Genomic DNA, 19,468 nt, shown 5'->3' on the forward strand with positions numbered 1-19,468 from the left:
ACCCCGCCTCTCCCGGAAGACCGCCATGCGCCTGTACCTTCTCGCCCTCAACCCGACCGACTCCGTCACCGAGGGTTTCCTGCCCGCCGCCGCCCGGCTGGGCCTGGACGTCACCGTGCTCACCGACCAGCCCGGCGCGCACCGGAGAACATGCCCGGACATCGAGGTTCTGGAGTGCGACGTGCGGGACTTCCGGGCCGTCGTGGCGCGCGTGTCGGGCCGCGACCGTCCCGACGCGGTCTTCACCAACAGCGACCACCTCCAGACCCAGGCCGCCCTGGCCGCCGCCTACTTCGGCCTGCCGGGCAAGGACTGGCGCGCCGCCCTGCGCTGCAAGGACAAGGCGGAGATGCGCCGCCGGCTGGCCGCCGCAGGAGTGGACACCGTCTGGTCGGCGGAACTCACCGAACCGGCCCCGCTCGACGCGCCCTACCCGTGTGTCGTCAAGCCCCGCGAGGGCGTGGCCAGCGAGGACGTGGTGCTCGTCGACGGGCCCGAGGACCTGGTGACCCGCGCCAAGGAGATCCTGGAGCGCCGCCCCGGCACGACGCTGGTGGTCGAGGAGTACCTCCCCGGCGAGTTGCACACCCTGGAGTCCCTGGGGGACGGCCGGGTCCGGCATGTCCTGGGGGGCTTTCGCACCGAGCTGTCGCCGCCGCCGTACTTCGTCGAGACACGCCTCACCTTCGTCCCGGCCCACCCCGAGCCGGTCGTGGCGCAGGTCCTCGGGCAACTCGACGCGCTCGGCGTCGGGTTCGGCGCCTGCCACACCGAGTTCGTGGTGCACGAGGGCCGGGCGCGGATCATCGAGGTCAACTACCGGAACATCGGCGACCAGTGCGACCTGCTGCTCGCCCGGCTCCTCGGCATTCCGCTGTTCGAGCTCGTCCTCGGCACGCACCTGGGCGAAGCGCTCCCTGCCGACCTGGGTGCCCGCCGCGACGGTGCCGCCCTCGTGGAGTACCCGTGTGCCGACCGGGCCGGAACCCTGACCGAAGCACCGGCCGCCGCCGACCTCACCGTAGGCGGTGTGCGTCTGATGTACCGTCCGCTGCGGGCCGTGGGCGAACGGCACGAGCTGTACCGCACCAACCGGGACTACCTGGGCGTCCTGCGGGCCACCGGCGCCGACCAGGAGAGCGTGGACCGTGTGGCGGCCGATTTCCTGGCCGCCTGCCGCTGGGAGATCCAGGCGTGACCGTACCGCCGCCCCCGCCGGACGCCTGCGCGGCCGGGCTGCTCACCCGGGTGCTGAGCGCTCTCCTGCGCGAGGACGTCGTCGGGCTGCGCTCCCGGAGCACCCTCGTCCACCGCCCGGACGGGCCCTGGCTGCGACTCGCCGCCGGCTACGACGCGCTGTTGCTGCCCGTCGCCGAGGACGGCTTCCAGAGCGCGTACGCCGCGCGGCTGCCGCTCCTGCGTCGCGCGTCGGACGGCGCCGAGCTGACGTCGTACGACGACGTGCTGGGCGCGCTGCGCGCGCTCGCCGATCCCGAGGACCGGGGCGGCTTCGACGCCTTCGCCGAGGAGTGCCGGCAGACACTGGCCACCCTGCGGCTGCACGCCGAGACGCGCGACGACCTCGCGGCGGAGCTGACCTCCCGCCACGGGACCGACCCCGCGTGCTGGACGGGCCTGGACGCCGGCCTGGCCTTCGACGCGCTCGCCGCCCGCCTGGACCATCCGGTGTACCCGACCGGGCGTGGCCGGGCGGGACTGGCTCAGGACCAACTGCGGTCGTACGCGCCGGAGTTCCATCCGCGGTTCCCGCTGCGCTGGCTCGCCGTGCCCCGGGACGCCATCCATGTCGCGGGCGCCCTCCCGGAGTCGTGGCCCACGCCCGCGCGGCTCGGCCTGGCCGGACTGGACCGCACGCACCTCGCCCTGCCGGTGCACCCGCTGACCGTCGGCCCCCCGCTCGACGAGGCGTTACGGGCGACCGGCCTGCGCGGGCGAGCGGTGCCGGCCGAGCACAGCGGCGTCGACGTCGTACCGACCCTGTCGATGCGCACGGTGGCGACGGCGGCCGATCCGACGCTGCACCTCAAACTGCCCCTGGCCACCTCGTCGTTGGGACTGCGCAACAAGCGGTCCGTCAAGCCCGGCACCCTCGTCGACGGGGCCGTCGGGCAGCGGCTGGTCCAGCGGATCGTCGCCCGCGAGCCGCGCTTCCGGGACACGATCCTGCACGCCGACGAGACGACGTACGCCCACGCCGGTCACGAAATGCTGGCCGTGCTGTGCCGCCGCTACCCCGCCGGTCTCGCGGACTCGGTCGTCGTACCGATGGCGGCGCTGCTCGCGGAGGCACCGGACGGGCGGCTGGTCCTCGACCATCTCGCCGGCCGCTTCCACGACGGCGACCCGCTCGCGCTGCTCGACGCCTGCCTGACCCTGCTGTTCGACTGGCAGACCACACTGTTCGGGTACGGCGTCGCGCTGGAGTCGCACCAGCAGAACATCTCGCTGGTCCTGCGGCCGGGCAGCCTCCGGCTGCTGTTCAAGGACAACGACGGGCCACGCGTCAACACGCGGCGGCTGCACGCCAGGCTGCCCGGCGCGTGGGAGTTCGACGACGCGCGGGTCCTCGGCACGGACGACGGGCCGGTGGCCGACCTGTTCGCCACGATCACCGTCCACCTGTGCGCGGGTGCCTACGCGTTCGGCCTCGCCCGGCACGGGCGCGCCCGGCTGCCGGTGCTGCTGCGGCTGGTGCGCGAACGGCTGGCCGAGGCCGTGGCACGGCTCGGGGGCGAGGCGGGGGACGTCCTGCGCGCCCGGGTGCTCGACGCGCCGGAGCTGCCGGTGAAGGCGATGGTCACGGCCGGGACGCTGCTGAGCAAACAGCGGTCGGGCGCCGCCGACATCAACAAGCACTACACCACCGGCCCCAACTACCTCCTCCCCTCCCGGAGTACGTCATGAGAGCCGTGAGCCGCAGCCGCAGCGCTACTGCCGCGTCGTCCCTCTCACTGATCCCGTCCCCGCATCGAACCCGCGCACCCCGCTGGAGCCTGCCATGCCCTCGCTGACCGAATCGCCCGGCACCACCGCCGCCGCCCCGGTCTCCCTGCCCACCGCCGACGACGTGGTGGCGCACACCCTGCTGAACTGCCTGCTGCGCGAGGTGTCCGGGCCCGAGCGCCAGACCGTCGTCGCCGACGGGCACCTGCTGCTGCGGCTGCCCCGCCGCGGGGTACTGCTGCGGGTCGCCCTGCGCCGGACGTCGCTGCTCGGCGCACACCGGTTCACCGGCCCGGTGCGCGAGGAACGGGACGGCGGCCGGACGGACGTCGACTGGCGGCGACTCGCCGAGTACATGCGCGACGAGCTGTCGCTGCGCACCGGGGTGCGCAACGAGGAGTTCCTGGAGCAGGTCGCCTCCAGCCACGCGGCCGTCGCCGCCGCCCTCGCCGCCGGGCACGCCTGGGACGTGCCGGACGACCCGCGGTCCGCCTACCTCGCCTCCGAGCAGTCCCTCCTCTTCGGGCACCGATTCCATCCCACGCCCAAGGCCCGCAGCGGCGACCGGCGTTCGTGGGCCGCGTACGCACCCGAAGCGGGCGCCTCCTTCCCGCTGCGGCACCTCGCGGTGCGGGAGCACCTGATCACGCAGGAGAGCGCCGAACCGTCGGCCACCGCCGTCCTGGACCGGCAGCGCGCGGACGTCCCGGACGGCTACCGGCTGCTGCCCGCCCACCCCTGGCAGTACGAGACGCTCCGGGAAGACCCGCTGCTGCGGGCCGCCCTGGACCGTGGTGACGTGCTCGACCTGGGCCCCGGCGGGCGGCCCTTCGCGGCCACCGCGTCCGTGCGCACGCTGTACGACGGGGAGACGTTCCTGAAGTTCAGCCTGAACGTGCGGATCACCAACTGCCTTCGCAAGAACAGCAGTTACGAACTGTCCGGGGCGGTGGCCCTGACCCGGGCCCTGGCCCCGGTGCTGTCCGGCCTCGCCGGGCGCTTCCCCGGCGGTGCCGTGCTCCGCGAGCCCGCCTACCGCACGCTCGCCCTGCCCGGGCCCGGCGGCGCACCGGACCGCGACCTGCTGGAGGGCTTCGGCGTGATCGTCCGCGAGGGCCTGCCGCGGCGGCTCGCGCCGGGCACCACTCCCCTGCTCGCGGCCGCCGTCGCCGACGAGTACCCGACCAGTGCCGCCCATGTCTCCCGCCTGCTCGCCGGAGCGGACGCGGCGGCGGCGCTCGACTGGTGGTCGGCGTACCTGGACCTGCTCCTGCCGCCCGTCCTGGCCGCCTACTTCGACCACGGCGTGGTGCTGGAGCCGCACCTCCAGAACGTGCTGCTCTGCGTCGACGACGCCGGACGGCCCGCCCAGGTCCTCTTCAGGGACCTGGAGGGCACCAAGCTGCTGCCCGAGCGGCACGCGGACACGCTGGCCGCGCTGCCGCCCGAGGTGGCCGGGCCGATGACGTACGACGCGCGGCGCGGCTGGGACCGGGTCGTGTACTGCCTGCTGGTCAACCACGTCGCCGAGCTGCTCGCGGCCCTCGCCGACCTGCATCCGGAGGCGGAGCCGGCGCTGTGGGCACGGGTGCGCGACACGCTGCGGGCGTACGCCGGCCGGCACGGCTGCCCGCCCCGCCTGGCCGCCCTGCTCGCCGGGGTGCCGCTGCCCGCCAAGGCCAACCTGCTCACCCGCTGGGAGCGCAAGGCGGACCGGGCGGCGGGTTACGTCCGGCTGCCGTCGCCGCTGGGCGAGGACGTGCTGCACGAGGCGAAGAGGAGCTCGCGATGACCACGGCCCACCTGACGCCCGCGGTACGGGATCGTGTCCTGTCGCTGCCGCCGTCACGGCTGCCGGCCTACGTCTACGACCTGGCGGCGCTGCGCGCGCACGCCGCCGGGGTCCGGGCCGCGCTGCCCGGACGGGTCGAGCTGTACTACGCGGCGAAGGCCAACCCCGAGCCGGAGATCCTGGCCGCGCTGGAACCCAGCGTCGACGGTTACGAGGTCGCGTCGGGCGGTGAACTCGCCCATGTCGCCGAGGCGGTGCCGGGCCGGCCGCTGGCCTTCGGCGGGCCGGGCAAGACGCCGGACGAGGTGACGGCCGCGCTGGAGCTGGGCGTCGGACGGTTCCACGTCGAGAGCGCACACGAGCTGCGCGTGCTGGCCGAGCTGGCACGCCGCGTCGTGCCCCGGCGACGGGTCGCGGTGCTGCCGCGCGTCAACCTGCCGGTCCCCGACGGCTCACTGGCGGGGAGCTCGCTGGCGATGGGCGGGCGGCCGACGCCCTTCGGCATGGACCCGGCCCGGGCCGAGCCGCTGCTCAGGGACCTCGCCGACGGCACCTACCCGCAGCTCGAACTGCGCGGCGTCCACGCCCACTTGGCGAGCGGGCTGGAGGCGGCCGAGCTGCTGGCGGTGGCACAGGGCGTGGTCGGCTGGGCCACGGGACTCGGCGTGCCGATCGCGGAGGTGAACGTCGGGGGCGGCATGGGCGTCGACTACGCCGACCCGCAACGCCGCTTCGACTGGGCCGCGTACGGCGAGGGCCTGGCCCGCCTCACCGAGGCCCACCCGGAGCTGACGCTGCGGATCGAGCCCGGGCGGGCGCTCACCGCGTACTGCGGCTGGTACGCCACGGAGGTGCTGGACGTGAAGGACAGCCACGGCGAGGAGTTCGCCGTCCTGCGGGGCGGCACCCACCATCTGCGCACCCCGGCGACGAAGGGACACGACCAGCCCTGCTCCGTCCTCCCGGTGGACACCTGGCCGCACCCCTGGCCACGGCCGTCGGCACGCGGCGGTCGCGTGACCCTGGCGGGGCAGCTGTGCACACCGAAGGACGTGCTGGCCCGCCGGGTGCCCGCGCGGGATCTCAGGGCCGGGGACCGGGTGGTGTTCTCGCTGACGGGTGCCTACGCGTGGAACATCTCGCACCACGACTTCCTGATGCATCCCCGGCCCGGGTTCCACTTCCTGTCCGGCGACGCCCCGGCACTGTGAACCGCTCGCGGGCGGGCCGGCGCCCACCGGACGGATCCGGTGGGCGCCGCGGGCCGGGACGCGTCAGGCCGCGGCCAGGGCCGGTGACGCGACCGGTGGCGGTTGCTCCGCCTCGGCGAGCAGGGCCATGAGCGTCGCCCGGGCGCGGGCCACCCGGGAGCGGACGGTGCCGACCGGGCAGTCGCTCAGCTCGGCGGCCTCCGCGTACGGCAGACCGAGCAACTGCGTGAGGACGAACGCCTCGCGCCGCTCGTCCGGCAGCGAGGCCAGCAGCTCCAGCAGCGCCACGCCGTCGTCGAAACCGGGCAGGCCCCGCGGCTGGGCGAGTTCGACCGCCAGCTCCCAGTCCGGCAGGTCGGCCCGGCGGGGGCGTACGGCGGTGTACCGGAGGCTGTCGGCCACCGCACGCCGGGCGATCGCCAGCAGCCAGGCGCGCGCCGAGGAGCGGCCCTCGAACCGGTGCAGGCTGCCCAGGGCCCGCAGGAACGTGTCCTGCGCCAGATCGTCCACGGCCTGCGGATCGGCGCACAGATGGGCGACGTAGCGGATCACGTCGCGGTGCAGGGCCCGCACGAAGTGGTCGACGGCGGCCGAGTCGCCGCCGCGGGCGGCCAGCGCCCAGGCCGTTATCGACTCGTCGGCCGACGCCGGACGTTCTCTCGTCTCGTGCGAAAGGGGCAGGGCAGGAGTGATCACCTGGTGTCCTTCTCCGGATTCCAGGACTACGGCAGGGCGAGCACGCGGACATACGGGATGCGGGGCGTGCGCGCGGCTGCGCGGTCCGGTGAGTGAGGGATGGGGCGTACGGGCGTACGACCGGAACCGGGGCGACAGCAGGGGCCGCCCCGGGACTTACCGGCTGCCGTCAGACGGCAGCGGCCCTCACGGGTGGTCCTCTCGAGGTGATCGCGTGAACGAGAAGGAGAAGGCGCGGCGCCCGGTCCGAGGACCACCGCCGCACGCGCACGGGCGGGGGCGGCGGTGCGGGCAGGGCGAGCAGGAGCCGCAGCGGCGCGGCCAGCCGGCCGCCCAGGGCACGCAGGAGACGGAAGACGGCCCGCTCTCCGTGCCCCAGGCACAGGCCGCACAGCAGGGCGGCGAGCAGGTGGGCGGCGAGCATGCCGAGGGACGAGTCACCGTCAGCGGCGTGACCCGCGTGCCCCATGTGCCCGGACATGGACATGGGGGCCGGCGGTATGGGATCCATGGACCCCATGTCGTGCCCCATGGATCCCATACCGTCGGCACCCATGTCCATGGAGCCCATGCGCAGGGGCGCCGGGCCGCCCGACGCGCCGGCCGCCGGCGCGAGCGAGAACGCCGAGTGCAGGGCCGTCTGGACGGTCACGGCGACGGCGACGACCAGCCGCAGTCCGCGCTCGCGGCCCGCCAGGCACCAGCCCACCACGCTCGTCAGGACCCAGCCGGCCAGGAGCGTGGCGAGGGGCACGTGGTCGCCGGACATCATGACGTGTCCCAGGGCGGCGAGCACGACACAGACGGCCGCGAACACCGCGGCCCGTACCGTGCGAGCACACCACCCAGCCGTCATGGCGCCTCATCCTCGCATCCGGCACCGCTCCGTCACCCATGAGTACGGACATCGCCCGGGCCCGGCACTCAATCCACGCCATGTGATCCAGACCACTGCCGGCGAAGGGGAGGCATCCCCACTTCCGATCAGTGGTGGGCGTGCACGACGGCATGCCCCTTGCCCCGGCCGATCATCCACTTGTTGACCGGCGTCGTGATCAGGAAGGCGACAGCGAAGCCGCCCAGGAGCGCGGACCAGAACAGGCCGTCCGTCAGATGGGCGTCCATCGCGCCGGGGGTGAGGGCGATGATCGCGTTGTCCACGAGTTCCATCACAGTGATCGAGACCGTGTCCGCGGCCAGGGCGACCCGGATCGCCGCCCCGAGACCCAGACCGGCCCGCAGGACCGCGAACAGGGTGAACGAGTAGCCGAAGAGGAACGCGAGCCCGATGGCCAGGACCATCGTGGGCACGTTGCCCCACTCCAGCGCGGTGCCGATCACCATGCCGAGGATCTCGCCGATCGCACACCCGGTCAGACAGTGCAGCGTCGCCTTCACGGCGGTCCCCCAGGTCGCCGTTCCGTGGGGGCGCCCCTCGTGGTCATGAGTGGAGTGATCCATGACTCCGAGCATATACCCCCCAGGGGTATTCGCACCAGAGGTGGCACTGCGGCCACCGGCTCCCCGGCGCACCGCTCTAGAGTGCTCGTCATGACGACACCAGCGACGCGGGCCACCCAGGCTTATCTCTCCGACTTGTTCTCCCTGCACGGCCGGGTCGCGGTGGTCACGGGCGGCAGTTCCGGCATCGGCCGGGCCATCACCCGTGCCCTCGCCCGCGCCGGGGCGAGCGTGGTGGTCGTGGCTCGCGGTGAGGCCGGACTGATCGCGACGGTCGAGGAACTGACGGCCGAGGGCTGCCGCGCCGCCTGGGTCAGCGCGGACCTGAGCTCGCGCGAAGGGGTGCGGACGGCCGCCGAGCGGGCCGTCGAGGCGTTCGGGGAACCCGACATCCTCGTCAACAGCGCCGGGATCAACGTGCGTCCGCCGATGGACGAGCTCACCGAGGACGTCTGGGACCTCACCATGGCCGTCAACCTGGACGCGCCGTTCCTGCTGGGCCAGCGTTTCGGCCCCGGCATGGCGGAGCGCGGTCACGGCCGGATCCTGCACATCAGCTCGCAGCAGGCACACCGGGCGTTCGTCCAGAGCGGTGCCTACGGCGCCTCCAAGGGCGGCCTGGAGTCACTGGCGCGGTCCCAGGCCGAGGCGTGGTCGTCGCGCGGCGTCACCTGCAACGTCCTGGTGCCGGGCTTCGTCATGACACCGCTCAACACGCGGCTGTCGTCGGATCCGGAGAAGGTGGCCGCCCTCGCCGAGCGCACGCTGGTCGGGCGGAACGGACTGGCCGAGGACTTCGCGGGAGCGGCGGTGTTCCTGGCGAGCCAGGCCTCCGCGTACATCACCGGGCAGGCGGTCTTCGTCGACGGCGGCATGTCGGTGCACTGACCCCCGGCGCCTCCCGGTCAGCGCCCGGAGGAGTCCTTCCGCCAGACGAAGACCTCCGTGCTCGGCCCGCGTTCGGAGAACCTCCCCGCCGAAGAGGCCTCCCGCAGCAGCCGGCGCAGGTCCCCTTCGAAGCCGTCCCGGCGTCCTTCGAACAGATGCGGCGCCGAGAACGACATGGAGAACACCCAGGCGACGACATCGTCGACGGTCCGCTCCAGCATCTGCCCGCCGGGTACGACCAGACGCCGGGGACCGGTGAATCCCGCCCGGGCGAACACCGCGGCCTCTCCCCCGGCCGTGCCCTGCGGCAGCACCCCGCGGCCCGCTCGCCGCACGGGGCCCAGGTACCGCTTGACCAGTTCGTCCACCGCCGCATAGGGGACCGGCGGGTGCGGCAGGCCGTCCAGGGTGCGGTGCTCCGTCTTCAGGTCCGCGATGTGCACCAGGGCGCCGCCCGGCTGGAGCATGTCCCTGACGGTCGCCGCGACCAGGTCGCGGTCCATCCAGTGGAAGGACTGCGCGAAGGTGGCGACGGCGAACGTGCCGAGCCCCGCGGGCAGGGTTTCCGCGCGGGCCAGGACCCACCGGGCCTTCTCCCCCACTCCCCGGTCGGCGGCCCGGCGTCCGGCTTCGGCGATCATCCCGCGGTCGGGGTCCACGCCGACGATCTCGCCGAACAGGTGCGCGAGGCTGAGGGCGATGGTCCCGGGCCCGCAGCCCACGTCGATGAGGCGCCCCTCCCCGTCGGGCCGCAGCGCCTCGGCGAGCGCGTCCGCGAGCCCGGGGGCGTACGGCGGCCGCCCCCGCTCGTAGTAGGCGGCGGTCCCCGAGAACAACGTCTCGTCCCACTCCCAGCCGGCCACCACGCCGCCACCACCCTCACCGCACGGAACTCCACGATCACCCGGCCGGGCGATGATCCCGATGATTCCACGGCCCGGCAACCGGCCGGGGGCACAGGACCGTTGATCCGCCGGCCGGGCAGCGGCCGAGGGGCGACGGTCAGCGCCCGGTGTCAATCTGGGGACACCGAATCTGCGGAAGGGAAGCATCGCCATGATCACCACGGAGTTCGCCCCCGGTTCCCCCTGCTGGCTCGACCTCGGCGCTCCGGACGTCCGGGCCGCGGCGGCCTTCTACGGCGCCGTGCTCGGGTGGGACTACGAGTCCATGGGCGAGAGCGAGGACTTCGAAGGCGGCATGTTCCGGAAGGACGGCAAGATCGTCGCCGGTCTCGGCAAGCTCACGGAGGAGGGAGCGCGCCCGGCCTGGATGCTCTACTTCAGCGTCCCCGACGCGGACGCCACGACCGAGGCCGTGCAGCAGGCCGGCGGCACCGTCCGGGTGGCGCCGATGGACCTCGACGACTGGGGCCGGATGGCGCAGTACAGCGACCCGCTGGGCGGCCAGTTCGCCGTCTGGCAGCCGGGCACGACCAAGGGCGTCGACCTGGTCGACGAGCCCGGCTCGCTGTCGTGGACCGAGCTCTACACGAGCGACGGGGCGGGCGCGAAGGAGTTCTACGGCGGCCTGTTCGGCTGGCAGTTCAGCGACATGCCGTTGCCGGGCGGCGGGGGCACGTACACCCTCATCACCCCCGCGGGGCTGCCCGAGGAGCGCATGCACGGCGGCCTCATGGAGCTCGGCAAGGAGGACCTCTCGCTGGCGAACGGCCGGCCCTACTGGCACCCGGTCTTCGCCGTGGAGGACTGCGACGCCGCGGTGGCCAAGGTCACCGAGAACGGCGGCAGCGTGCAGATGGGGCCCGAGGACGCGGAGGGCGTCGGCCGGCTGGCGGTCTGCGTCGACCCGGCGGGCGCGGACTTCGTGGTGCTCACCCCGGCCGAGAGCTGAGCGCGGCCGCCGGCTGTGTGTGCTGAGCCACGTCACCTCGGCACTCTCAGCCGCACAGCTATTGCATATGATGTGCAAATGCGCGACTACAGCATCAGGGCGGCCACGGCGGAGGACATCGACGGGGCTCGGGCAGTGATGCTCGACGCGGTGTACCGCGACTTCGGGACGGGATACGTGCCGGGCTGGCACGCCGACATCATCGATCCCGCGTCCTACTACGTCGCACCGCCGCGGCACACGCTACTGGTCGCCATGGACGAGCGGGACGGGACGGTGGCGGCCACGGCGGCGCTGGACGCGCGCGGCCCGGCGCATCCGCCGAACCCGCGCTGGCTGGCCGAGCGGTTCCCCTCGGGCGAGACCGCACAGCTCCGGCGGGTGTACGTGCGCCCCGAGCACCGGCGGCGGGGGCTGGCCCGGCGGCTGGTGGAGGGGCTGCTGGACGTCGCGCGGGCCGACGGCGGTTACCGGTCCGTGTATCTGCACACGTATCCGCACTCGCCCGGCGCGATGGGCCTGTGGCGGACCCTGGGCAAGGTCGTGTGCGACGAGCGGGAGGAAGTGCCCGGCGGCGGCAGCGGCGTGGTGCACTTCGAGATCCCCTTCGCCTGAGCGGCACGACGGCGCTGAACACCTCGATGTCACCCCTGTCCAAGGCCCTGGCCGCCCTGCGCGTGCTCGCGCGCGGCGGCGGCCCGACGCTGCTGTGGCGGGTCGTGCTCACGGCCGGCCTGGTGGGCGCGATCGGCCTGCTGCCGTGGCTGTCGCGCACCGACCCGGCGCTGACCGTGCTCAAGGCCCGCTCGGCTGACCGTGATCCGACCCCTGAGACGCTGCGTGCCATCCGCGACGAACTCGGGCTGGACGACGGCCCATTGGTCCTGCTCGGCCGCTGGCTGGGCGGGCTGCCGCACGGGGACGCCGGCACGTCGTGGGTCTCCGGCGCCCAGGTACTGCCCTCCGTAGCACAGGCGCTCGGTGCGTCGTTGCTGCTGATGTCCGGTGCCCTCGTCGTCGCCGCGGCCACCGCGTCGGCCGTGTGCGCCCGTACGCTCCGGCTCGGTTCGCGGGGCCGGCTCGGCACGCGCGGTACCGGCGGCACGGGGACCGCGATGCTGGCCGCGCTGCCCGAGTTCCTCGTCGCCTCGGTGCTCGCCTCGGTGATCGGCGTGCAGCTGGGCTGGCTGCCGGCCCTGGGCTGGTACGGGCCGCAGTGGATGGTGCTGCCCTCGCTGGCCCTCGGCCTGCCCGCCGGTGCGGTCCTCGGGCGGATGCTGGACGACCTGCTGCCCGGCACGTTCGCCGAGCCGTGGGCCCTGGCCGCCGCGGCCCGCGGTGTCCCGCCGAAGTCCGTGGCGCGGCAGGCGGTGCGCCGCTGTGTGCCCGGACTGCTGCCCAACCTGGGCCTGTTCGTGGTCGGTCTGACCGGCGGATCGGTCGCCGTCGAGCAGGTCTTCGACATCCCGGGCCTGGGCCGGCTCACCCTGCACGCCGCCCTCGCCCAGGACCTGCCGGTCCTTCAGACCGGCACGCTCGCCCTGGTCCTGCTCGCGGCCACCGCCGGCGTCCTCGCCCGGCTGACGGCCCGGCAGCTGATCGGCCCGGCGCTGCGCGACGGCGCCCTGCACTCCCTGCACCGGCCCGTCCCGCCCCCGCCCCGTACCCTGCCCCTGCTGTACGGGGCGCTGCTCGCCGCGGTCATCGGCCTCGGCCTGCCGCGCGACGCGCTCGCCCTCAACCCCCTCGCCCGGCTGCGAGCCCCCTCCGCGGAGCACCCGTTCGGGACGGACGCGCTGGGCCGGGACGTCCTCGCCCGGGTCGCCCACGGCGCGCTCAACACCCTCGGCACGGCGCTCGCGGTGAGTGCCGCCGCCCTGGCGGCCGGGCTGCTGCTGGGGCTGCTGCCGCGACTGTCCGGGCCGCTGGTCGACACCGTCAGTGCCGTACCGCCCGTCCTGGCCGGGCTCCTCGTCACCGGCGTCACGGGCAGCGGCCCCTGGGCGCCCGCCCTCGCCGTCGGCGTCGTGGCCTGGTCCCCGCTGGCCGCCCACACGTCCTCCCTGCTGCGTCAGGAGCGCGCGACCACGCACCTGGCCGCCACCCGCGCGCTCGGCGCCGGGCGTTGGTACCTGCTCCGGCACGAACTGCTGCCCGCCGTACTGCCGCCGGTGACCCGGCACGCCCTGCTCCGGCTGCCCGGCGTCGCGCTGAGCCTCGCCGCGCTCGGTTTCCTCGGCCTCGGCGCGCAGCCGCCGTCCCCCGAGTGGGGCCTGCTGCTCGCCGAGAACCAGCCGTACGCCGAGCGCGCCCCGTGGGCCGTCCTCTTCCCGGCGGCCGTCCTCGCCCTGCTGGGGGCACTCGCGGTGACGGCCGCCGGCGGCGTACGGCTGCCCCGGCGGCGTGGGCGTGCTGGCAGCCCCGCCGGGCCGCCCGGCGACCGGCTGATCCCTGCCCCGCGGCGGCGGCCGAACCGTCCCGACGCCCCATGACTCCTGTGCCCACCCCTACGAGGGAAGAACGATGACCGGCCTCATATCCCGCGCCCTGGCCCGCCGGGCCGTCCACGCGCCCACGGGCGAGACCTCCGACGACGGGACGCCCAAGGCCCCGCGCGAGAGCACCTGGCGGCTCTGGCGGGGCCTGTCCCCGCTGCTGCGGCTGCTGATCGTGACCCAGCTCGCCTTCAACATCGGCTTCTTCGCCGTCCTGCCGTTCCTCGCCGAGCACCTCGGCACCGCGATCGGCATGGCGGGCTGGCTGGTCGGCTTCGTCCTCGGCCTGCGCACCTTCAGCCAGCAGGGCCTGTTCGTGGTGGGCGGCTCACTCGTCGACCGCTACGGCGTACGCCCGGTCGTGCTGGCGGGCTGCGTCCTGCGGATCGCCGGGTTCGCGTGGCTCGGGTACGCGGAGGCGAGCTGGACCGTGATCGGCGCCGTGCTCGTGATCGGCTTCGCCGCCGCCCTGTTCTCGCCCGCCGTGGAGTCCGAGGTGGCCCGCCAGGCGGTGGTCTGGGAGGAGGAAGGGCACGGCTCACGCACCCGTCTCCTGGCCCTGTTCAGCGTGGCGGGCCAGGCCGGGGCCTTCGTCGGGCCGCTGCTCGGCGCGCTGCTGCTCGCCGTCGACTTCCGCACCGCGTGCCTCGCCGGTGCCGCGGTGTTCGTGCTCGTCCTCGCCGGGCATCTGCGGCTGATGCCGCAGCACATCCCCGGCAGGGTCCGCGTCCGGCAGCGGGGCGGGGCGCGCCTGTTGCTGCGCAACCGCCGCTTCCTGGCCCTGTGCTGTGCGTACGGTACATACCTGCTGGCCTACAACCAGCTGTATCTGGCCCTGCCGGACGAGGTGGAGCGCGCGACGGGCTCCCAGGCGCCGCTGTCCTGGCTGTTCGCCCTGTCCTCGGTGCTGGTGGTGTTCGCTCAACTGCCCCTGACCCGCTGGGCCGGCGACCGGCTCGACCTGCGCCGCTCCATGACCGCCGGGCTGCTGCTGATCGCGTCCGGTTTCGCGGTGGTGGCCGCGGCGCGGCCCGCGGGCTGGACGGGTGCCGCCGGACTGCTGCCGGCCGCGGGTTTCGTCGTGCTGCTCACCGTGGGGCAGATGCTGGTCGTGCCCGCCGCCCGCGCCTGGGTGCCCGACCTCGCCGAGGAGGGCCGGATCGGCCTCTACATGGGTGCGCTGTCGTCCGTCTCGGGCCTGATCGTCCTCGCCGGCAGCGCGGCCACCGGCTCCCTGCTCGACACCGGCCTCCCGGCAGCCGTCCCCTGGCTGGTCCTCGCGGCCGTACCCGCCCTGGCGGTGACACTGCTGCCGCGCCGGAAGGAGCGGGCGCGGGGGGCGGGCGCGGCGGCCTGACGGCGCGCGGAGGGTTCCGGCGCCCGACGGCGCAAGGAAGGGGAACAGTGGTCACGCGGCGCCAGTATCCTGGGTCGGCTGCGGCACCCCCCACCAACCTCCGCTCCGACGCGGGGAGTTACGGCCTGCGGCGAGGACCTTCCCACGAGCAGAGGACGAGGACGAGTGCTGCTAGCGGGCCGCTACCGGCTGGACGTTGAGATCGGGCGCGGCGGAATGGGAGAGGTCTGGCGTGCGTACGACGAGACGCTCGCCAGAGCGGTGGCCCTCAAGCTGCTGCTGCCTCAGGACACCGACGCCACGGCGGCGTCCCGGTTCCGTCTGGAGGCCCAGACGGCCGGGCGTCTCAATCACCCCAACGTGGTCGGTGTCCTGGACTTCGGCGAGTACGACAACCGGCTGTACCTGGTGATGGAGCTGGTCGAGGGCGACAGCCTCGCCCGGGTGCTGTCCGTCTCCGGCGCGCTCCCGGCCGAGCGGGTGGCGGGACTCGCCGCGCAGGCCGCAGCGGGGCTCGCCGCCGCGCACCAGCAGGGCATCGTGCACCGGGACGTCAAACCCGCCAACCTCCTGCTGGACGCGGGCGGGACGCTGAAGATCGGCGACTTCGGCATCGCGCGCTTCCTCGACGACCCGGGCGCCGCGCTCACCGCCACCGGCCAGATCGTCGGCACCGGCCTCTACCTCGCGCCCGAACGCGCCCTGGGCCGGCCTGCGGGTCCCGCCTCCGACATGTACTCCCTGGGGTGCGTGCTCTACCAGCTCCTCAGCGGCCGCCCGCCGTTCCAGGCCGACACCGCCGTCGCACTCCTCCACCAGCATCTCGACAACGTTCCCGTACCGCCCCGCGAGCTCGGTGTCACCGGTCTGCCGCCGGCCTTCGAGAGCTACCTCCTCGCCCTGCTCGCCAAGCAGCCCGAGGACCGGCCCACGGCACAGCAGGCCGCCGAGTGGTTCGCCGGCGGCGCCTGGCAGGGGCTGCCCGAGCCACTGCCGGAGGCGGCGTCCCCGGTGCCGTCCTCCGGGCCGGGACCGTACGCGGCGTCCCCGGTGCCCTCCTCCGGGCCGGGACCGTACACGGCGGCCGGCACCGGCGCCCCGGCCACGTACGCGCTGCCCACGGGGTCTCGCACCGCCCCGGGCGGGCGTTCACGTCGCTCCGCACCCCGTAACGGCCCCGGCAACCACCGGAGGCTGGCCGCGGCGGTGGCCGCGGCGGCGCTGTTCCTCGCCGCGATGCTCGCCGGCATGATGTGGTTCTCGCCCGACAAGACCGCGACGGAGGGTACGGAACCCGACGCGTCGCCGTCCGCGAGCAGCCCGGCCGCCGTCTCGTCCGCCGGCTCCGCCGAGCCCCTCTCCTCCGCCCCGGCGCCCGCCACGACTCCCCCCGCCGGCACAGTGGCCGATGTCACCCCCTCCCCCGCGGCCCCCGGCACCCCGACCTCCGCCGAACCGACGCCCGGCCTCTCGAGCCCGACGCCGGAGGCGATCAGCGACCCGCCGCAGAAGGCGGACAAGCCCAAGCAGGAACAGACTCCGCAGTCCTGGGAGAACGGGGAGGACGATGACGGAGAGGGCGACGACTGAGCCCTCCTGCGCCGGTGTGCGAGCGGTCGCCCCTTCACGCGCCCCCTCGCGCGCCCCCTCGGCTGGCTTGTCATGGCCCTTATCCCGGCATTACTGTCACCACGCCTTGGTGAACGGGAAATCCGGTGTGATGCCGGTGCGGCCCTCGCCACTGTGATCGGGAAGTCCGGCTCCAGCCCTCGCGGGCAGCCACTGGGTTCTCACGAACCCGGGAAGGCGGAGTACGGGCGGTGGGACCCGTGAGCCAGGAGACCGGCCAAGGCGCGTCAACCATCCACGAGGTGCTGGAGAGGGTCTGCTGAGCCATGCACATTGCCGAGGGTTTCCTGCCTCCGGCGCACGCGGCCGCCTGGGGTGTCGCGTCTGCGCCGTTCGTCGTCCACGGAGTCCGGTCGCTCACCCGTGAGGTGCGCGAGCACCCCGAGAGCACCCTGCTCCTCGGTGCCTCCGGCGCCTTCACGTTCGTCCTGTCCGCCCTGAAACTGCCGTCCGTCACCGGCAGCTGCTCCCACCCCACCGGCACGGGCCTGGGAGCCATCCTGTTCCGGCCGCCCGTCATGGCGGTGCTGGGCACGATCACCCTGCTCTTCCAGGCACTGCTGCTCGCGCACGGCGGTCTGACCACGCTGGGCGCCAACGTCTTCTCCATGGCGATCGTCGGCCCCTGGGCGGGATACGCGGTGTACCGGCTGCTGCGGCGGTACGGCGCGCCGCTGATGGTCGCCGTGTTCTTCGCGGCGTTCGTCGCCGACCTGTCCACCTACTGCGTCACCAGCGTGCAGCTGGCGCTCGCCTTCCCCGACCCGGGCAGCGGGTTCCTGGGCGCGCTCGGCAAGTTCGGCTCCATCTTCGCCGTCACCCAGATCCCGCTCGCGGTGAGCGAGGGACTGCTGACGGTCCTCGTGATGCGGCTGCTGGTGCAGTCCAGCAAGGGCGAACTGACCCGGCTGGGTGTGCTCATCGCCGGCAAGCAGTCCCGCGGCGAGACCGAGGCGGTGGCCCGATGAGCAGGAACACGAAGATCAACATCCTGCTGCTGCTCGTCGTGGTCGCGCTCGCCGTGCTGCCGCTCGCGCTCGGTCTCGGCGACCACAAGGAGGAGCCCTTCACGGGCTCCGACGGCGAGGCCGAGACGGCGATCACCGAGATCGAGCCGGACTACGAGCCCTGGTTCTCGCCCCTGTACGAACCGCCGTCCGGTGAGATCGAGTCGGCGCTGTTCTCCCTCCAGGCGGCTCTCGGCGCCGGTGTCCTCGCCTACTACTTCGGCCTGCGCCGGGGCCGGCGGCAGGGTGAGCGGCGGGCGCGGGACCGGGACTCCGAGAGCCCGGCGGCCGGTGCCGCCGAGGAGTCCACGGCCGAAAGGGCCTGAGCCGCGTGCTGCCGATCGACGCGGCGGCGCACAGCAGCCGCTGGCGCCGCCGCCATCCCGTGGACAAGGCCGTGCTCGGGCTGGGGCTGACCCTCCTGGCGATCTCGCTGCCGCCCTGGCCGGGCGCGGCTCTGGTGCTGCTGACCGCCCTGGTGGTGCTGCTGGGTCCGGCGGGCGTGCCCTGGCGGAGGCTGTGGCGGGCCTACCGGGTGCCGCTGGGTTTCTGCGTGACCGGCGCGCTGACGCTGCTCGTGCAGGTCGGCGGGCCGGAGGGTTTCGTGTCCCTGGCCGGCGACGGGCCGCTGCGGGCCGGGGAGTTGCTGCTGCGCACCTCGGCGGCCTCCCTGGGGGTGCTGCTGTTCGCGTTCACGACCCCCATGTCCGACCTGCTGCCGCGTCTGGTCCGGGCCGGGGTGCCGGCGGCGGTCGTCGACGTCGCGCTCGTGACGTACCGCATGAGCTTCCTGCTGCTGGACTCCGTGCGCCGGGTGCGTGACGCGCAGGCCGCCCGGCTCGGGCACACCACGCGGGCCGCCGCCTGGCGTTCGCTGGGCGGTCTCGGCGCCACCGCGTTCGTCCGGGCCTTCGACCGGGCGGTCCGTCTCCAGGACGGTCTCGCCGGGCGCGGTTACGACGGCACCCTGCGCGTCCTGGTGCCCGAGGCCCGCGTCTCCGTCCGCTTCACGGCCGCCAGTTGCGTACTCCTCGCTGCGCTGGCCGTCCTCACCTTCGTACTGGAAAGGCCGCCGGCATGAGCGAGCCCGCCCTCGTCGCCCTGCGGGGCGCGTCCTTCGCCTACGAGGACGGCCCGGCCGTGCTCAGCGGCCTCGACTTCGAGATCCGCGAGGGGCGCGCGCTCGCGCTGCTCGGCCGCAACGGCAGCGGCAAGACCACGCTGATGCGGCTCCTCAGCGGCGGACTGCGGCCTCACGCGGGCCGGTTGACGGTCGACGGGCAGCCGGTGACGTACGACCGCAAGGGCCTGACCCGGCTGCGGACGACCGTCCAGCTGGTGGTGCAGGACCCGGACGACCAGCTCTTCGCGGCGTCCGTCGAGCAGGACGTGTCGTTCGGGCCGCTGAACCTCGGTCTGGACGACACGGAGGTGCGGGCGCGGGTGGCGGAGGCGCTCGCCGCCCTGGACATCACCGCCCTGGCCGACCGGCCCACCCATCTGCTCTCCTACGGGCAGCGCAAACGCACCGCCATCGCGGGCGCGGTCGCCATGCGACCCCGGGTCCTCGTCCTCGACGAGCCGACGGCAGGACTCGACCCCGACGGCCAGGAACGGCTCCTCACCACACTCGACGGACTCCGGGAATCCGGCACCACGGTGGTGATGGCCACCCACGACGTCGACCTCGCCCTGCGCTGGGCCGACGACGCGGCGCTCCTCACCCCGTCCGGAGTCCGCACCGGGCCCGCCCCCGAGGCACTGGCCCGCCCCGAGCTCCTCCGGGAGGCGGGCCTGCGACTGCCCTGGGGTGCCGCCGCGGCGGAACTCCTCCGCGCGCAGGGGCTGTTGACGGGCGCGGAGCCGGGTCCGCGTACGCCCGCCGAACTCGCAGCCCTCGCCGCCGTCGCGGCCGGACGGCTGGGGGCGCACGGAGGCTGAGGGCCGCCCCGCTTCGCCACCACGCGATTGCGGGCTCGTCCCGGGGCCGTCTCGGCCGTGGAGCGGAGGGTGCCGTCAGCCCAGGCCCGGCGGTGTCCGGTCGGCATGCCCAGCTCGCGCTCGAGGGCGGGCCCGTCCATCGGGCCGGCCGGTCACCGTCGGGGACGGCCCGC

At 74.3% G+C, this 19,468-nt stretch carries 18 protein-coding genes and 1 riboswitch; of the genes, 14 read left to right on the forward strand and 4 right to left on the reverse strand.

All coding sequences use genetic code 11. The annotated features are described in order from the left end of the window. Nucleotides 1–25 precede the first annotated feature (25 nt). The 4 genes from QC385_RS23515 (at nucleotide 26) to QC385_RS23530 (ending at nucleotide 5,967) form a co-directional block, all read left to right on the forward strand. On the forward strand, nucleotides 26–1,198 hold the full coding sequence (locus QC385_RS23515; protein ID WP_279543313.1) for an ATP-grasp domain-containing protein: 1,173 nt from the start codon (nucleotides 26–28) through the stop codon (nucleotides 1,196–1,198). Then, complete coding sequence (locus QC385_RS23520; RefSeq protein WP_279543314.1) at nucleotides 1,195–2,925, forward strand: IucA/IucC family protein; 1,731 nt, start codon at nucleotides 1,195–1,197, stop codon at nucleotides 2,923–2,925. The genes QC385_RS23515 and QC385_RS23520 overlap by 4 nt, the downstream gene beginning before the upstream one ends. Nucleotides 2,926–3,019: 94 nt before the next feature. Next, nucleotides 3,020–4,756 (forward strand): IucA/IucC family protein, encoded by a 1,737-nt coding sequence (locus QC385_RS23525; protein ID WP_279543315.1) that lies wholly within the window; start codon nucleotides 3,020–3,022, stop codon nucleotides 4,754–4,756. Beyond that, nucleotides 4,753–5,967, forward strand: a complete 1,215-nt coding sequence (locus QC385_RS23530; protein WP_279543316.1) for a type III PLP-dependent enzyme — start codon at nucleotides 4,753–4,755, stop codon at nucleotides 5,965–5,967. The genes QC385_RS23525 and QC385_RS23530 overlap by 4 nt, the downstream gene beginning before the upstream one ends. 63 nt (nucleotides 5,968–6,030) lie before the next feature. On the opposite strand, the gene QC385_RS23535 is transcribed toward QC385_RS23530, so the two are convergent. From QC385_RS23535 to QC385_RS23545, 3 genes are all read right to left on the reverse strand, one after another. Beyond that, nucleotides 6,031–6,663 (reverse strand): sigma-70 family RNA polymerase sigma factor, encoded by a 633-nt coding sequence (locus QC385_RS23535; protein ID WP_279543317.1) that lies wholly within the window; start codon nucleotides 6,661–6,663, stop codon nucleotides 6,031–6,033. Between the two features lie 169 nt (nucleotides 6,664–6,832). Beyond that, nucleotides 6,833–7,519, reverse strand: coding sequence for a hypothetical protein (locus QC385_RS23540; protein WP_279543318.1), 687 nt, complete (start codon nucleotides 7,517–7,519; stop codon nucleotides 6,833–6,835). 128 nt (nucleotides 7,520–7,647) lie between these two features. Then, on the reverse strand, nucleotides 7,648–8,124 hold the full coding sequence (locus QC385_RS23545) for a DUF4396 domain-containing protein (protein WP_279543319.1): 477 nt from the start codon (nucleotides 8,122–8,124) through the stop codon (nucleotides 7,648–7,650). Nucleotides 8,125–8,214: 90 nt separating this feature from the next. Between QC385_RS23545 and QC385_RS23550 the strand changes: the two genes are divergently transcribed. Then, a complete protein-coding gene (locus QC385_RS23550) occupies nucleotides 8,215–9,012 on the forward strand; it encodes an SDR family NAD(P)-dependent oxidoreductase (protein ID WP_279543320.1) in 798 nt (265 codons plus the stop codon). A 17-nt stretch (nucleotides 9,013–9,029) separates the two neighbouring features. On the opposite strand, the gene QC385_RS23555 is transcribed toward QC385_RS23550, so the two are convergent. Beyond that, nucleotides 9,030–9,878 (reverse strand): class I SAM-dependent methyltransferase, encoded by an 849-nt coding sequence (locus QC385_RS23555; protein ID WP_279543321.1) that lies wholly within the window; start codon nucleotides 9,876–9,878, stop codon nucleotides 9,030–9,032. Nucleotides 9,879–10,068: 190 nt separating this feature from the next. On the opposite strand from QC385_RS23555, the gene QC385_RS23560 reads away from it, so the two are divergent. From QC385_RS23560 to QC385_RS23600, 9 genes are all read left to right on the forward strand, one after another. Next, nucleotides 10,069–10,866, forward strand: a complete 798-nt coding sequence (locus QC385_RS23560) for a VOC family protein (RefSeq protein ID WP_279543322.1) — start codon at nucleotides 10,069–10,071, stop codon at nucleotides 10,864–10,866. Nucleotides 10,867–10,944: 78 nt separating this feature from the next. After that, nucleotides 10,945–11,481, forward strand: a complete 537-nt coding sequence (locus QC385_RS23565) for a GNAT family N-acetyltransferase (protein WP_279543323.1) — start codon at nucleotides 10,945–10,947, stop codon at nucleotides 11,479–11,481. A gap of 26 nt (nucleotides 11,482–11,507) precedes the next feature. Further along, nucleotides 11,508–13,358 (forward strand): ABC transporter permease subunit, encoded by a 1,851-nt coding sequence (locus QC385_RS23570; RefSeq protein WP_279543324.1) that lies wholly within the window; start codon nucleotides 11,508–11,510, stop codon nucleotides 13,356–13,358. A 31-nt stretch (nucleotides 13,359–13,389) separates the two neighbouring features. Further along, on the forward strand, nucleotides 13,390–14,718 hold the full coding sequence (locus QC385_RS23575) for an MDR family MFS transporter (RefSeq protein WP_279543325.1): 1,329 nt from the start codon (nucleotides 13,390–13,392) through the stop codon (nucleotides 14,716–14,718). 165 nt (nucleotides 14,719–14,883) lie between these two features. Next, on the forward strand, nucleotides 14,884–16,308 hold the full coding sequence (locus tag QC385_RS23580) for a serine/threonine-protein kinase (RefSeq protein WP_279543326.1): 1,425 nt from the start codon (nucleotides 14,884–14,886) through the stop codon (nucleotides 16,306–16,308). Between the two features lie 90 nt (nucleotides 16,309–16,398). Next, a riboswitch (cobalamin riboswitch) is annotated at nucleotides 16,399–16,583 on the forward strand. 30 nt (nucleotides 16,584–16,613) lie between these two features. Then, nucleotides 16,614–17,315 carry an energy-coupling factor ABC transporter permease gene (locus tag QC385_RS23585; protein ID WP_279543327.1) on the forward strand — a complete coding sequence of 234 codons (702 nt, stop codon included), beginning with the start codon at nucleotides 16,614–16,616 and terminating at the stop codon, nucleotides 17,313–17,315. Further along, a complete protein-coding gene (locus QC385_RS23590; RefSeq protein WP_279543328.1) occupies nucleotides 17,312–17,680 on the forward strand; it encodes an energy-coupling factor ABC transporter substrate-binding protein in 369 nt (122 codons plus the stop codon). Before QC385_RS23585 ends, QC385_RS23590 begins: the two co-directional genes overlap by 4 nt. Nucleotides 17,681–17,685: 5 nt before the next feature. After that, on the forward strand, nucleotides 17,686–18,435 hold the full coding sequence (gene cbiQ / locus QC385_RS23595) for a cobalt ECF transporter T component CbiQ (protein WP_279543329.1): 750 nt from the start codon (nucleotides 17,686–17,688) through the stop codon (nucleotides 18,433–18,435). Then, nucleotides 18,432–19,295, forward strand: coding sequence for an energy-coupling factor ABC transporter ATP-binding protein (locus QC385_RS23600; RefSeq protein WP_279543330.1), 864 nt, complete (start codon nucleotides 18,432–18,434; stop codon nucleotides 19,293–19,295). The genes cbiQ and QC385_RS23600 overlap by 4 nt, the downstream gene beginning before the upstream one ends. Nucleotides 19,296–19,468: the final 173 nt, after the last annotated feature.

The sequence above is a fragment of the Streptomyces sp. DH10 genome (genome assembly GCF_029813805.1).
GTDB classification, from domain to species: Bacteria; Actinomycetota; Actinomycetes; order Streptomycetales; family Streptomycetaceae; genus Streptomyces; species Streptomyces coeruleofuscus.